The following is a 14,237-nucleotide window of genomic DNA, read 5'->3' on the forward strand; positions in this document are numbered from 1 at the left end:
CTGCCGGTTCACTGACGCTTGCAGTACCAACGACTGAGTTCCGCCCACTGCCGTTGGGGCGTTTGTATTCTTACCGTCAGCCGTTGGCAGGCGGCTTGCGGGGTGGTTAACCCGGTCTGACGCTGCCATCCGGGGGCCGGTAGCGGTAGCGCGACGTCCACCTGCCCGGTAGCGGCAAAAACGTCCAATTGCTGATGCGCCAACGACCAGGCCTGTCGATACTGCCACTGACGCTGGAACGACTGCAACAGCACCTGATGATACTGTAACAACCCCAGCAGCGACACCGCGAACAGCAACGCGGCAATCAGCACCTCCGGCAGGCTGAAGCCTCGCTGACGCCATAACGCTGCACCCAGCCGGTTACTCCGCACAGTCAGCCTGCTTTTTTTCAGGACAAAAATCCAGCCAGCCGCCGATGTCCGCTCTCAGCCCGATGTCGCCCGCTGAGCCATCAGGCCTGGTGCGTTGATATAATCGCAGCGGTTCCCCACGGCTCACCTGCGCATCACCACGTACCAGCACCATGCCTGCCTGAGAGGATAACTTTGCACAGGCCCGCAGTTCGCCGGTTTGCTGGCACCACCAGCCGTTGGTGGCAAGCCTGCCGCGTGGCCAGGACTGCGCAACCCCCCAACTGAGCGCCGAAGCGGCCTGATTATAAGCCTGTAAATAATGCTTCTGGTCGGCAGCCAGCAGCAAAGCGCTGTCCAGCTGGCGATGCTGCGCATTCAACAGCATCAGCCCCATCACCAGCAGCATCATCACCGCCGCCAGGGTGCTGCCTCCCCGCTGCCCGCCAGCGTTCATGGCAGCGAGGCCATATTAACCGCCCACTGCAGACTGCGTCGTATGCCGCCATCCGCTTTTGAACGGCCACTCAAGGTCAAGGTCACCCAGCGTTTACCGCCTTCGCCCGCATTCACCTTGACGCTGAAGGCTTCAATGCGCACTTCGTCGTTATCGAGCAGACGCTCCCAGCCAGAACCTTGGCAGTGTCTCACCCCACGTTGTCCTTCCAGCGTGCCTTGCCGTAAGCGGTAACCGAAGTATCCGGCGTCGGCGCCAAGAGTTTCCCAGCGCCCACTGCGGGTAATGTCATAGGCGACTATCACGCAACTGCCCACCGCCTCCCCACCCGCCCGGCTAATCAACAAGGGTTGCCCCTGGCACTGGCCTGCACAGAAGCCGGCGCGGCGCAGATCCTTCTCAATGCCAAAAGCTAACTGTCGCAGCACCGATTCCAGCCGATAATGCCGACCAACATCGACACTGTGCTGACGCAGTACCGGATAAGTTTTAGCGGCCGCCAGCGCAATCAGGCTGCCAAACGTCAGCGCCAGCATCACCTCCGGCAAGGTAAAACCACGTTCTAGGGCTGGCATGTCGTAATCCCTCTGATGCTCACGCCTTCACTGCATAGGCGTAGCCGTCCCTTGGCCGACAACACCAACCGCAGGCTACCAGCGCCATTGCTGAGCAAGATGTGCCCGGCCTGCGCATTGTTACGCAGGCCATAAAACCCCATATCCTTTTGAGTAAAACCCGCCAGTTGCACGTCCCGATAGCCGGGGCTGAACACATCATCGCCGAGCGCTGCGCAATCCACCGGCGCCTGGCCGCTACCGATGCACCAGGGATCGCCGGTTTTAAACCCCAGCAGTGCCGTGCGGTTGCGCCAGTTGGCGTCTGCCTGTAACCGGGTGAGAAATGCCAGCAGTTGCTGCGCGGTATGTTCCAGCCGCAGGGCCTGTTGATAATGACGCCAGTGGCTAACCCCCCAGCCGGTCAGCAGGCCTGCCAGGGTTATCACCACCAGCAACTCAATCAGCGTCATCCCGCGCTGGCCGTCAATATTGAAAATCATCTTGTCGTTCATGGCGGCCAGTGTAACCAGGGGCGCAGCAGGATAAAGACGGCGTTATCCGGCCTGAAGCACGCCGCGCAACCTTTCCATGAAACTGACGGGAGAAACCAACAAAATGCGAAGCGGAACGCAGAAACAGCCACGGCAGATCGGCAGAAATAAACAAGGGCGCAACCTGTGCGCCCTTGGGGATCAATCATCGGGTAAAAATCAGATGGCAACCGGTGCCTTGATGGCTGGATGCGGATCGTAACCTTCGATTTCAAAGTCTTCGAAACGGTAATCGAACAGCGATGCCGGCTTGCGCTTAATCACCAACTTCGGCAAGGCACGCGGTTCACGGGTAAGTTGCAGCCGGGTTTGTTCCATATGGTTGCTGTACAGATGCGTGTCGCCGCCGGTCCAGACGAAGTCACCCACTTCCAGATCACATTGCTGCGCCATCATATGTACCAACAGCGCATAGCTGGCAATGTTGAACGGCAGGCCGAGGAACACATCGCAGGAACGCTGGTACAGTTGGCAAGACAATTTGCCATCCGCCACGTAGAACTGGAAGAACGCGTGGCAGGGTGCCAACGCCATCTGATCCAACTCCCCCACGTTCCAGGCTGAAACAATAATACGGCGTGAATCCGGGTCCTGTTTCAACTGGTTCAGCACGGTGGTTAATTGATCGATCTGACGACCGTCCGCCGCCCCCCAGGCACGCCACTGTTTGCCATATACCGGGCCAAGGCTGCCGTTCTCGTCGGCCCACTCGTCCCAAATGCTGACGTTGTTTTCCCGCAGATAAGCCACGTTGGTATCGCCATTCAGGAACCACAACAGTTCATGGATGATCGAACGCAGGTGACATTTTTTGGTGGTGACCAGCGGAAACCCTTCCTGCAAATTGAAACGCATCTGGTGGCCGAATATCGACAAGGTGCCAGTGCCGGTACGGTCGGCTTTAGGGGTGCCCTCGGCGAGCACTTTGTTCATCAAATCCAGATACTGTTTCATTTGTTCCTCACGACAGTTGTTGCTGCGGGCGGCGACGATACGCCCAAATCATCATAATAATACCGGCCACCACCATAGGGACGGACAGGATCTGCCCCATGCTGATTACGCCGTCGAACAGGCCGAGCTGGGCATCCGGCTGGCGGAAAGCTTCGACAATAATACGGAATGCACCATAGCCAATCAGGAACAGGCCGGAAACGGCGCCCATCGGCCGCGGTTTGCGGATAAACAGGTTCAGAATGATAAACAGCACCACGCCTTCCAACAGCAGCTCATACAGTTGGGACGGGTGACGCGGCAACACGCCGTATTGGTTCAGGATAGGCAACAGTTTCGGATCGGCGGCGGCAAGCGCCACGTCTTCTGCACGCGAGCTTGGGAACAGCATCGCCCATGGGGTATCGGTAGTTACACGGCCCCAGAGTTCGCCGTTAATAAAGTTGCCCAAACGGCCGGCACCCAGGCCGAATGGGATCAGCGGGGCAATAAAATCAGAAACCTGGAAGAAGGTGCGTTTGGTGCGGCGAGCGAACCAGAACATCACCAGAATCACCCCCATCAAACCGCCGTGGAATGACATGCCGCCATCCCAGACTTTGAACAGATAGAGCGGGTTATCCATGAACAGCGGCAGGTTGTAGAACAGCACATAGCCCACGCGGCCACCGACGAACACACCGAGGAAACCGGCATACAGCAGGTTCTCTACTTCATCCTTGGTCCAGCCGCTGCCGGGTTTGTTAGCCCGGCGTACCGCCAGCCACATGGCAAAAACGAAGCCAACCAGGTACATCAGACCGTACCAATGCAGAGAAACCGGGCCGATAGAGAAAATCACCGGATCAAATTTAGGAAACGCCAGATAGCTATTGGTCATCTATCACCACAACATGTCTATTATTCTTCCCCATCCGGGGGCGGCAGGTGCCAAACGCGGTGAAACTCAGCGGGAACACTATTTTTCCGTGGCTTTCAACGCAGTTGAGGAAGCGGATAATAGCATAAGCTTAACCGCCTCCGGACTGGCCCGCCGGGAAAAGTTCTGTAAAAAAATCAGTCAGCCCGAGGCCTTACTTGCCACCGCGGATCAAACCGCCCATACCACGACGTTCCATAAATGCCGCCACCTGGTGGCGCACTTCGGTGGTCATTTGGGCATTAAGCACCCGCTGGGTCAGCACTTCGGCGTCGGACAGCTCAATGTGTCGCAGCAGATATTTTATCCGCGCCACGCTGCGGCCGTTCATGCTCAGGTTGCGGTAGCCCATCCCTACCAGCAGCAACGCCCCCATGGGGTCGCCGGCCAGTTCACCACACAGGCTGACCTGCAGCCCGACGGCCCTGGCCTGAACGGCTATCAGCTTCAGCACCTGCAACATGGAAGGATGCAGACTGTCGTACAGTGAGGCCACCCGGGTGTTGTTGCGATCCACCGCCAGCAGGTACTGGGTCAGGTCGTTGGTTCCCACCGAAATAAACTCAACGCGCCCGGCCAGATGCGGGATCATGAAGATCATCGAAGGGACTTCCAGCATGATGCCCAATTTGGGTTTGGGGATTTCATACCCCAGCACCTCTTCTACTTCCCGCCCTGCGCGGTCAATCAACCTGCGTGCCTCGTCGATCTCTTCCAGGCTGGTGATCATCGGCAGCAGTATGCCCAGATTGCCGGTACCGGCATTGGCTCGCAGCATGGCTCGCACCTGGATCAGGAAGATCTCCGGCTGATCCAGGGTTATTCGGATACCACGCCAGCCCAGGCACGGGTTTTCTTCGCTGATCGGCATATAAGGCAGTTGTTTATCGGCACCGATATCCAGCGTGCGTAGCGTCACCGGCTTATTCGGGTACATCTGCAACATGCCCTGATACTGGGCGACCTGCTCCTCTTCGGAAGGGAAGCCGCTTTGTAGCATAAAAGGAATTTCGGTACGGTACAGGCCAACGCCATCAACCCGCCCGCCCAGCAGCTTTTCATGTTCCGGGCTGAGGCCGGCATTAAGCATCACCTGAACTCGTTCGCCGCTTTTGAGCTGGGCCGGTTGCTCAACGTCATCTTCCGCCAATCGGCTTAATTCCAGCTCTTCGCTGATCAGCCGTTGGTATTCCTGCACCAGCACCGGTTCGGGGTCGACCAAAAGTTCGCCGCGATAACCGTCGACTATCAGCAGCCGCTGGCTGAGCAGCGCAGGCTGAATATCCGCGCCCATCACCGTCGGTACGCCCATCGCCCGCACCAATATGGCAGCATGGGAGTTGGCGGCACCGTCGCGCACCACCACGCCGACCAGCCTGTCCTGCGGCATTTCAGCCAGCAGCGTCGCGGTCAGCTCATCGGCTACCAGCACAAAACGCGCCGGCCACTGGGTAGCGCCCTGGGTGGTGTCATCGAGATGGAATAGCAGACGCTGGCCGAGCGCGCGCAGATCGCTGGCGCGCTCACGCATATAGGTGTCTTGCAGGCTGGCAAACTGGGCGGCAAAGACTTCAATCACCTGTTTAACGGCCCATTCCGCCACGGAACCGGCATCAATCTCGGCAAAGAGTTCGCGCTTGAGGCGAGCGTCGTTGAGCAGGTGGGAATAAAGATCGAAAATCGCCGCGCTCTCTTTTTGCGAGCTGGCGGCAAAGCGCTTGCTGAAACGGCGGAATTCCGCACCGGCCTCTTCCAGTGCCTGAGTCAGGCGTTCGCGCTCGCTGGCGGTATCGAGCGTCGAGGCTTTGTAAACCTGGTCGAGAGACGGCTGGCTGCTGTCCTGCCAGCCTTCAGCGACTGCGACGCCCGGCGATGCCGCCAGTGCTCGAATGCGCGTCTGACGATATTGACCAAAAATGGCGTTAAGCTGTGACTGCGAGAGGATCCCGGCCATTTGCGTGGCCAGGGTCACCATGAAGGATTCTTCGCTTTCGTCAAACTGGCGCAGCTCACGCTGCTGCACCACCAATACACCCAGCAACTGGCGGCGATGAATGATCGGCACGCCGAGGAAGGATCGGAAACGATCCTCTTTCACCTGGGGAATGTATTTGAAGCTGGGGTGGCTCTGCGCGTCAGCCAGGTTAATCGGCTCTGCACGGCGTCCGACCAACCCGACAATACCTTCATCAAATGCCAGTGCGATAGCGCGCCCACGCGGTTTTTTTAACCCGCGTGTCGCCATCAGGTAATAGCAGCGGCGGTCGTTGTCCGCCAGATAGATGGAACAGACTTCTGTATCCATTGCCAGACAGGTTTCATTGACCAAAAGATCCAGCGCATCTGTCAGACTGGCCGCCGCGGCCACCTTCTCAACAATTTCTCGCAAGCGCGTGAGCATAGTCGGCTTAACTTAACCTCTCTTCCGGCGATAAGCGGGGGTCTGCCGCTGTGCTGCCTGCTCCTGCATCGGCATCACGGTGACGGCGAATTCTTTCATCACCCGGCGGTAGACGTCGCGTTTGAACGACACCACCTGGCGCACCGGATACCAAAAACTCACCCAGCGCCAGCCGTCAAACTCCGGCGTGCTGCTGCGTTGCATATTGATATCAGCGTCATTGCACATTAACTGCAACAGAAACCATTTCTGCTTTTGGCCGATACAAACCGGCTTTGTGTCCCAACGCACCAAACGTTTTGGCAATTTATAGCGCAACCAGTTGCGGGTTGAGGCCAGGATACGGACATCCTTTTTACTCAGCCCCACTTCTTCGAACAGCTCACGGTACATGGCCTGTTCTGCGGTTTCACCAGGGTTAATCCCACCTTGGGGAAACTGCCAGGAGTGTTGACCGTAACGGCGAGCCCACAGGACTTGCCCCTGACGATTACAGATTACGATACCAACATTCGGGCGGTAGCCATCATCATCGATCACCGGACTACCTCGATAAGCTTAAATTCGCATAGATACCCTGATTGTTTCACACAAGCTACAGGCGGTAAACCACTGCTTTGCGGCGCTGCAAACCGGATAACATTGGGATAACTCACAGATAATGGCAAAGTTATAAACATGCGGAACGATTTACACCGGGTTTTATTCACTTTTTCTGTGGATAGGTATGTGAAGAACTCAAGGGATAAGCCGGTAAAACTCTGGTGAGCCTAAAAACCCCGGAAATACAAAAACAACATTAATCATTTAAAAACATATAGATATGTAATTATCAACAGCCCTATACAGAGCAAAAATGTGATCTATGTCCGTTTAGGATCTTACCCTGGCGAAAGATCCACCAACGTCGTTTTTATCCACAGATTATCCGTATGAGTTACGCACAAATCGGACAATTTCGCAAAAAACTGCCTGCGTCAAGGCTGTAAATCGAACCAGTGATCGGTAAAAATTTGGGTTATCCCATAAATCTGTGGATAAATAGGTGTAAGATCCTGTTTATTGTCGGTGGCTACAGGTGCACAAGCGTCAGCCGGAATTTTTCCTCTGTCGGGCGAGAGAGAAAAAGTCATGTAAAATCATGCTACTATTATTCTTTTCCCCAGTCCTTTCCGGCCAAAGTTCTCTGTGGACAAATACAGTACGTTTTTCAACCAAATCTAACAGGCTTGTATTATGGCGTTTTTATCTCCTTTGCCCCCTCCTCCTGAAAACGAACAACAGCTGTTTGAAAGGGCGCAGCAGCTTGCCGGCTGTTCCCTGGGCGAACTGGCCGAAGGTGCGCGGTTGGCTATCCCCAGGGATCTGAAGCGTGATAAAGGCTGGGTTGGCATGCTGCTGGAGCAATATCTTGGTGCCATGGCAGGCAGCAAGCCGGAGCAGGATTTCCCCGAACTGGGCATCGAGCTGAAAACCATCCCGATAGACGCCGCCGGCAAACCGTTGGAAACCACCTTCGTCTGCGTAGCCCCCTTAACCGGCAACAGCGGCGTAACCTGGGCCAGCAGCCATGTACGCCATAAGCTGACACGGGTGCTGTGGATCCCGGTAGAAGGTGAGCGACAAATCCCGTTGGCGCAGCGACGTATCGGTTCACCGCTGTTGTGGAGCCCAAACGCCGAAGAAGAAGAGATGCTGCGCCGCGACTGGGAGGAACTGATGGATTTGATCGTGCTCGGCCACGTAGAACGGATCACAGCTCGCCACGGTGAGGTGCTGCAACTGCGCCCCAAAGCAGCCAACAGTAAGGCCCTGACCGAAGCTATCGGCGAACAGGGCCAGCCAATCCTCACATTGCCGCGCGGGTTTTACCTGAAAAAAAGCTTCACCGGCGCATTATTGGCAAGACATTTCTTAATCTGATCCCTGGTGTTTAGGTCGCGTTTACCTAACAGTGTCGCTGTATCAATAAACGCGTATAATTCAGCCTTTGTTTTTTATTAAGGTGTGGCTCGACAATGTTTGAGTGGATTATGGATCCCAATGCCTGGTTAGCGTTAGGTACGCTGACCATTCTTGAGATCATTCTGGGTATCGATAACATCATTTTCCTTTCCCTGGTGGTGTCGAAGCTGCCGAAAGCGCAGCAGAACAAGGCTCGCCGCATCGGGCTCGCCGGCGCAATGTTAATGCGTCTGGGGCTGCTGGCCTCTATCGCCTGGGTGATCCGTCTGACCCACCCGCTGTTTAGCGTCATGGACCACAGTATCTCGGCACGCGATCTGATCCTGCTGCTGGGCGGGCTGTTCCTGATTTGGAAAGCCAGTAAAGAGATCCATGAAACCATCGAAGGTTCAGAGGAAGATCACAACACGAAAGTGCACGGCTTCTTTGGCGCCATCGTGCAGATTATGCTGCTGGATATTATTTTCAGCCTGGACTCGGTGATTACCGCGGTTGGCCTGTCCGACCATCTGTTTATTATGATGGCGGCAGTAGTGATTGCCGTTGGCGTCATGATGTTTGCCGCCCGACCTATTGGCGAGTTCGTTAACCGCCACCCTTCGGTGAAAATGCTGGCGCTGGCGTTCCTGATCCTGGTGGGTTTCACCCTGATGCTGGAAAGCTTCCAGGTCCATGTGCCGAAAGGCTATATCTACTTTGCGATGTTCTTCTCAATGTCGGTCGAAGCGCTCAACCTGATGCGCAGCAAGAAAAATACCGTCTCTGAGTAATTCCCCACGGGAGTGCGCGCCAGCCACTCCCGTTATTATTTTCTGCAGCCCTGTTTCAGCATCACTTTCCCTTATCAAGATAAAGACTTATCCGAAACACGGCGCATACATATTTTGCTAATCTTAAAAGAAGCTTCTTTTTTGCATATATAACTGAGGATCCGCAGGATGAAAAAGTGGGTAATGGCAGTGTCTGCGTTGGTCATCGCCGCCGGTTTGGCGGGATGTTCCAGCGATTACGTGATGGCAACCAAAGACGGCAATATGATCCTGACTCAGGGCAAGCCGGAAATTGATAAAGATACCGGCCTGATCAGCTATAAAGATGAAAAAGGCAACAGCCGCCAAATCAACGGCGATCAGGTTTCACAGGTTATCGAACGTTAAACTCCCCGTCGGCTATCGCTCTCGTGTTGCGTGATAGCCTTCCCCGCACTGAATCCACTTCCCCCATCTTCCCGGCTTGGTTATAGTCGGCAAAGGCAATATCACCACCTTGCGGGTTGTTTGCCACAGCCTGCCATTTGGCTCCTGTTTCACCGGGCGGTTCAGCCCGTAAGCGCTAACATGAAAGGAAGGCCGTTAATGCAATACCACCGTATTCCCCACAGTTCTTTAGAAGTGAGCGTGCTGGGACTGGGCACCATGACCTTTGGCGAACAGAACAGTGAAGCCGATGCCCATGCGCAACTCGACTATGCATTAGCCGCTGGCGTCAACCTGATCGACACCGCAGAGATGTACCCAGTACCGCCCCGCCCTGAAACCCAGGGGCTGACCGAGCAATACATCGGCAGTTGGATCAAGGCACGCGGCAACCGTGAGAAGATAGTGCTGGCCAGCAAGATTGCCGGGCCGGTGCGCGGCACCGACAGCAGCATCCGCCCACAGCAGGCGCTGGACCGCAAAAATATTCGCGTCGCGCTGGATGCCAGCCTGAAACGACTCAACACCGATTATCTCGATCTCTACCAGTTACACTGGCCGCAGCGCCCAACCAACTACTTCGGCAAGCTCAGTTATCAATACACCGACGATAAGGCTACCGTCACGCTGCTGGAAACGCTGGAAGCGCTGACCGAACAGGTGCGTGCCGGTAAAATCCGCTATATCGGGGTCTCTAACGAAACGCCGTGGGGCGTAATGCGTTACCTGCAACTGGCTGAAAAACATGAGCTGCCGCGCATCGTTTCGATTCAAAATCCCTATAGCCTGCTGAACCGCAGTTTTGAGATTGCCCTGGCGGAGATCAGCCAGCACGAAGGGGTCGAACTGTTGGCCTATTCCAGCCTGGCGTTCGGCACCCTGAGCGGCAAGTATCTGAACGGTGCCAAACCGGCCGGCGCGCGCAACACGTTATTCACGCGCTTTAACCGCTACTCTGCGCCGCAAACGCAGTTGGCGATTGCCGAGTATGTCGCGTTAGCCAAAAAGCACGGGTTGGATCCGTCGCAGATGGCACTGGCGTTTGTACGCCAGCAACCGTTCGTTGCCAGCACTCTGCTGGGTGCAACCACGCTGGAACAGCTGAAAACCAACATCGACAGTTTCGATGTGGTATTGAATGAAGACGTGCTGCAGGGGCTGGAAGAGATCCACACCCGCTTTACTATTCCTGCGCCATAAAACACGTCCTGCGCCATAAATAGGATGGGGCGCCTCATCAGCGCCCCATCCGTTATTTTGCCCGCCGCTGCGACAGCCACAGCGCGCTAATCGCCAACGCAAACACCACGCCAAAGCCAATTCCCACGCCGACCACCGGCACGCTGACTTTAACGGCCAGCGAATACAATCCGAGCATCAGCAGCATGGCGGTGTTCTCCCCCAGGTTCTGTACCGCGATCGCATTGCCCGCCCCCACCGAATTTTTGCCCCGTTCCTGCAACAGCGCATTCAGTGGCACCACAAAAAAGCCGCCCAATACGCCGATAATCAACAGCAGCGCATAAGCGTTAAACAGGGTGGTTTGCAGGGCAAATATCGCCACCGCCACGCCGATCAGGATCCCGGCGGGCATACAACGCTTTACCGTCTCCAGCGTGACGAAACGCGCAGCTGCCCCGGCGCCTATCACTATCCCGACCGCCACCATGGCATTAAGCAACGTCGGCGTAGCGTTGTCGGCAATACCGAGTGCCACCGGCACCCACAGCACCAACAGGAAGCGCAGCGTAACCCCGGCCCCCCAGAACAGGCTGGTACCGATCAAGGAGAAACGCGTCTGACCGTCGCGCCACAGCACCACACAGGCGTTGAAGAAAGCCTGCGTCATGGCACGCGGCGTCCAGGAAACGGCAGGATGTGCCGCCGGCAAGCGTGGAATGTACAGATTGGCGATCACCGCCGCCGCGTAGACCACCGCACACACCGCCAGCGCCGCCACGATATGCCAGTCGGCCAATATGCCGCCGGCCACCGATCCGATCAGGATCGCGGCGATGGTGGAAGCCTCCATCAGGCCGTTGGCCTTGACCAGCTTTTCGCCGCTGGTGATCTCGCCCAGAATACCGTATTTGGCTGGTGAATAGGCTGCTGCCCCAACGCCCACCAGGGTATAGCCGAGGAACGGATTAAGCCCGAAACAGATCACCAACGCACCGGCCAGTTTCAGGCCGTTGGCCACCATCATCACCCGGCCCTTGGCGAAGCTGTCGGCAACCTGACCGACAAAGGGCGCGAGGATGATATAGGTGGCGACAAACGCCATCTGCAAAATCGGTTGGCTCCAGTCGGGGTAGAGCTGTTGCTTGATCAATGCCAGGGTGGCGAACAGCAATGCATTGTCACCGAATGCGGACAGAAACTGGGCGCAAATGACGGCGATCATACTGCGTGAGAGCAAAGGTGAATCAGTAGGCAACGTCGGGTTCATCAGGTCATCTCCGGCTGTTCAGCCATGTTACGCAGAGTCACAAAGTCCGGCTTACCGCTGCCCAGCACCGGTAAGGTTTTCAAAATACGGATATCACGCGGCACCATCAGTTCAGGGCTGCCCAATTCACGTGCCACCTTCAATAAGGCTTCACGGGTGATGCCGGCGTCGGTGGTAAACAGCACCAGCGCCTCGCCCTTGCTGCTGTCGCTTTTTACCGTGGCGGCATGCTGCGCTTCCGGCGCGACACGCTGCGCCAGCAGCTCAACGCTTTCCAGCGAGACCATTTCCCCTGCCAGTTTGGCAAAGCGCTTCACCCGGCCGCGGATCACGCAGTACCCCTGCTCGTCCAATGTGACAATATCGCCGGTATCGTACCAACCCGGCTGCAGATTACCCTGCTCATCTTCTGCCGCCGGTGGCTCCAGTTCGCCCGGGCGTTCCACCCGCAGATAGCCTTTCATGATATTTGGCCCCTTCAACTGCAGACGCCCGCCGTTATCGATACCCGGCACCTTCATCAGCCGTGCCTCCATGTTAGGCATAATGCGGCCGACGGTACCCACTTTGGCCGCCAGCGGTACGTTGATCGACACCACCGGCGCGCATTCAGTCACGCCATAGCCTTCCAGAATACGGATGCCGTATTTGTCCTGATAAATCTGTTTGGTGCTATCCGCCAGCTTTTCCGCACCGGCAACCACATAGCGCAAACGAGCAAAATCATACGGGTGAGCGAAACGCGCATAGTTATTGAGGAAGGTCGCTGTGCCGAACAACACGGTGCAGTTACGGTCATACACCAGCTCCGGCACCACACGGTAATGCAGCGGGCTGGGGTAAAGGAAAATACGGCTGCCGGTCATCAGCGGCGTCAGCAGACCGACCGTCAGGCCGAACGAATGAAACAACGGCAGCGATGACATAAAGCGGTCACGCGGGGTGAAATCGGCGATGGTACGGATCTGTTCAACGTTAGCCAACAGGCTGGCATGAGAATGCACCACGCCTTTCGGATTGCCCTCCGAACCCGAGGTGAACAGGATCAGCGCCGCATCGTCAGGCTGTTGTGGCAGCATAGCCCGCGCCGGTTGCAACAGATGGCGCAGGATCCACAGCTTGTCCGCCAGGGTCACCGTATCTTTCAGGTCTTCCAGATACACCCAGTTGGCCTCCGGCACCTGCTCAGGCAAATGGGTCAGCTTGCCCTTTTCCAGAAACTGGCGCGACGTGACGATAGTTTTGAGGCTGGCGGCAGTCATGGCGCTTTTCAGGCCCTTGGAACCGGCGGTGTAGTTGAGCATCGCCGGAATGCGGTTGCGCAGTGAGGCGCCAAATATTGCCGCTACGGTGATGGTCGCGTTCGGCAATAACATGCCGACATGTTCGCCCTCGGCGGTAAAGCGTTGCAGGATACGGCTGACGCCCAGCGCTTTCTTGGTCAGCGTCCGGTAGCTGTCCTCCTTGAAGTTAATATCCTCGATGCACGGCTTGCTGCGGCCATAACGGTGCTGCGCCGCCAACAGAGCCTGAAACAGGGTCTGCGGCTCGCGGGTATCCATCCGCGCCTGCATCATGATCTGGTGCAGCCGATCCCCGGCCAACGCACGGCGATCGCGGGCGCGCGGCGCTACCGGCATCGGCAGCGAGGTCGGCGGTAAAATACGGATGCTGATCTGCGGGAACCAGCGGATCTTGAACACCCCGGCCATGCGGCCAAAGGGGCTGAACTCGGCGCCATCGAGCCGTATCGGCACCAGGGTCGCCCCCGATTTGGCGGCGATAAACGCGGCACCGTCATAAACCTTCATCAGCGAACCGGTAACGGTAATGCGTCCTTCGGGAAACACCACTACCGGCCTGCCCTGTTCTACCGTGCGCACCAGCTGCTTAATGGCCATGGGTTTGGTAGGGTCGAGTGAGACAAAGTCGATATAGGGCCGTAGCCAGCGCATAAACCAGCGATCGCCAATGCTGGCATAGACGGCAAACACCGGTTTGATCGGCAAAAACAACGCCAGCAAAACGCCGTCGAGGAAGGAGATATGATTGGGTGTAATCAGCAGCTTTTGCTGATCGAAATGCCGGACGTCGCCCTCGACACGTACCCGGTACAGCAGGCGGAACAGCACCCGCAGTATAGAAAAGATCATGCCCTTCTCCCCTTGGCCAAGATGAGCGTAAATGGTTGTAGGGAAAAGAATACTATATGGCAGGCAAAAAAAAACCTACGCATCCGCGTAGGTTGGTGCAATTGAAAATGGCTTCAACATACAGAGCATGCTGATTTCTCACCAATCAATACCTCTGGGATCACCTACTCTAGAGAGATGACGATTAAGAAACTACCGACCAATCGCAAGAGTTTTGCTCTAAATGCAACCAGCTGTAAATTTCCCGCAATTTTCGGAAATAACTCAATGAAACTTAAACAG

The 14,237-nt window shown here is 56.4% G+C and carries 14 protein-coding genes; 4 read left to right on the forward strand and 10 right to left on the reverse strand.

Annotated elements, in window-relative coordinates:
• Window positions 1–8 precede the first annotated feature (8 nt).
• The 8 genes from OCH02_RS23370 to rppH all read right to left on the reverse strand — a co-directional run bounded on the left by OCH02_RS23370 (window position 9) and on the right by rppH (window position 6,732).
• A complete protein-coding gene (locus tag OCH02_RS23370) occupies window positions 9–374 on the reverse strand; it encodes a prepilin-type N-terminal cleavage/methylation domain-containing protein (RefSeq protein WP_261433184.1) in 366 nt (121 codons plus the stop codon).
• Complete coding sequence (locus OCH02_RS23375) at window positions 364–810, reverse strand: YgdB family protein (RefSeq protein ID WP_261433186.1); 447 nt, start codon at window positions 808–810, stop codon at window positions 364–366. Before OCH02_RS23375 ends, OCH02_RS23370 begins: the two co-directional genes overlap by 11 nt.
• Entirely contained in the window at window positions 807–1,385 is a 579-nt protein-coding gene (locus OCH02_RS23380) for a prepilin peptidase-dependent protein (protein ID WP_261433187.1), read from the reverse strand. Before OCH02_RS23380 ends, OCH02_RS23375 begins: the two co-directional genes overlap by 4 nt.
• The gene (locus OCH02_RS23385) at window positions 1,373–1,879 is read right to left on the reverse strand and encodes a prepilin peptidase-dependent protein (RefSeq protein ID WP_261433191.1); all 507 of its coding nucleotides are present in this window, start codon (window positions 1,877–1,879) and stop codon (window positions 1,373–1,375) included. The genes OCH02_RS23380 and OCH02_RS23385 overlap by 13 nt, the downstream gene beginning before the upstream one ends.
• Window positions 1,880–2,077: 198 nt before the next feature.
• A complete protein-coding gene (gene thyA, locus OCH02_RS23390; RefSeq protein ID WP_261433192.1) occupies window positions 2,078–2,872 on the reverse strand; it encodes a thymidylate synthase in 795 nt (264 codons plus the stop codon).
• Between the two features lie 7 nt (window positions 2,873–2,879).
• Entirely contained in the window at window positions 2,880–3,752 is an 873-nt protein-coding gene (lgt, locus tag OCH02_RS23395) for a prolipoprotein diacylglyceryl transferase (protein ID WP_261100333.1), read from the reverse strand.
• A gap of 193 nt (window positions 3,753–3,945) precedes the next feature.
• The gene (gene ptsP, locus OCH02_RS23400; RefSeq protein ID WP_153859254.1) at window positions 3,946–6,192 is read right to left on the reverse strand and encodes a phosphoenolpyruvate--protein phosphotransferase; all 2,247 of its coding nucleotides are present in this window, start codon (window positions 6,190–6,192) and stop codon (window positions 3,946–3,948) included.
• A 12-nt stretch (window positions 6,193–6,204) separates the two neighbouring features.
• Window positions 6,205–6,732 carry an RNA pyrophosphohydrolase gene (rppH, locus tag OCH02_RS23405; protein WP_012146527.1) on the reverse strand — a complete coding sequence of 176 codons (528 nt, stop codon included), beginning with the start codon at window positions 6,730–6,732 and terminating at the stop codon, window positions 6,205–6,207.
• Window positions 6,733–7,428: 696 nt separating this feature from the next.
• Here rppH and mutH point away from each other — a divergent pair.
• The 4 genes from mutH (at window position 7,429) to OCH02_RS23425 (ending at window position 10,553) form a co-directional block, all read left to right on the forward strand.
• Window positions 7,429–8,115 (forward strand): DNA mismatch repair endonuclease MutH, encoded by a 687-nt coding sequence (gene mutH, locus OCH02_RS23410; protein ID WP_261433193.1) that lies wholly within the window; start codon window positions 7,429–7,431, stop codon window positions 8,113–8,115.
• 95 nt (window positions 8,116–8,210) lie between these two features.
• On the forward strand, window positions 8,211–8,927 hold the full coding sequence (locus tag OCH02_RS23415) for a TerC family protein (RefSeq protein WP_261433194.1): 717 nt from the start codon (window positions 8,211–8,213) through the stop codon (window positions 8,925–8,927).
• Window positions 8,928–9,095: 168 nt separating this feature from the next.
• Complete coding sequence (locus tag OCH02_RS23420; RefSeq protein ID WP_135317776.1) at window positions 9,096–9,314, forward strand: YgdI/YgdR family lipoprotein; 219 nt, start codon at window positions 9,096–9,098, stop codon at window positions 9,312–9,314.
• Between the two features lie 198 nt (window positions 9,315–9,512).
• A complete protein-coding gene (locus OCH02_RS23425; protein WP_261433195.1) occupies window positions 9,513–10,553 on the forward strand; it encodes an NADP(H)-dependent aldo-keto reductase in 1,041 nt (346 codons plus the stop codon).
• A 52-nt stretch (window positions 10,554–10,605) separates the two neighbouring features.
• Here the strand turns inward: OCH02_RS23425 and lplT are convergent, their stop codons facing one another.
• A complete protein-coding gene (gene lplT, locus OCH02_RS23430; RefSeq protein ID WP_261433197.1) occupies window positions 10,606–11,802 on the reverse strand; it encodes a lysophospholipid transporter LplT in 1,197 nt (398 codons plus the stop codon).
• Window positions 11,802–13,955, reverse strand: coding sequence for a bifunctional acyl-ACP--phospholipid O-acyltransferase/long-chain-fatty-acid--ACP ligase (gene aas / locus OCH02_RS23435; RefSeq protein ID WP_261433200.1), 2,154 nt, complete (start codon window positions 13,953–13,955; stop codon window positions 11,802–11,804). The genes lplT and aas overlap by 1 nt, the downstream gene beginning before the upstream one ends.
• Window positions 13,956–14,237: the final 282 nt, after the last annotated feature.

This window comes from Serratia quinivorans (assembly GCF_946227985.1).
Taxonomy (GTDB): domain Bacteria; phylum Pseudomonadota; class Gammaproteobacteria; order Enterobacterales; family Enterobacteriaceae; genus Serratia; species Serratia quinivorans_A.

Coding starts and splice junctions, on each gene's coding strand:
- OCH02_RS23375 (WP_261433186.1), bottom strand. CDS start 810: ATGAACGCTGGCGGGCAGCGGGGAGGCAGCACCCTGGCGGCGGTGATG.
- OCH02_RS23380 (WP_261433187.1), bottom strand. CDS start 1,385: ATGCCAGCCCTAGAACGTGGTTTTACCTTGCCGGAGGTGATGCTGGCG.
- OCH02_RS23385 (WP_261433191.1), bottom strand. CDS start 1,879: ATGAACGACAAGATGATTTTCAATATTGACGGCCAGCGCGGGATGACG.
- thyA (WP_261433192.1), bottom strand. CDS start 2,872: ATGAAACAGTATCTGGATTTGATGAACAAAGTGCTCGCCGAGGGCACC.
- lgt (WP_261100333.1), bottom strand. CDS start 3,752: ATGACCAATAGCTATCTGGCGTTTCCTAAATTTGATCCGGTGATTTTC.
- ptsP (WP_153859254.1), bottom strand. CDS start 6,192: ATGCTCACGCGCTTGCGAGAAATTGTTGAGAAGGTGGCCGCGGCGGCC.
- mutH (WP_261433193.1), top strand. CDS start 7,429: ATGGCGTTTTTATCTCCTTTGCCCCCTCCTCCTGAAAACGAACAACAG.
- OCH02_RS23415 (WP_261433194.1), top strand. CDS start 8,211: ATGTTTGAGTGGATTATGGATCCCAATGCCTGGTTAGCGTTAGGTACG.
- OCH02_RS23420 (WP_135317776.1), top strand. CDS start 9,096: ATGAAAAAGTGGGTAATGGCAGTGTCTGCGTTGGTCATCGCCGCCGGT.
- OCH02_RS23425 (WP_261433195.1), top strand. CDS start 9,513: ATGCAATACCACCGTATTCCCCACAGTTCTTTAGAAGTGAGCGTGCTG.
- lplT (WP_261433197.1), bottom strand. CDS start 11,802: ATGAACCCGACGTTGCCTACTGATTCACCTTTGCTCTCACGCAGTATG.
- aas (WP_261433200.1), bottom strand. CDS start 13,955: ATGATCTTTTCTATACTGCGGGTGCTGTTCCGCCTGCTGTACCGGGTA.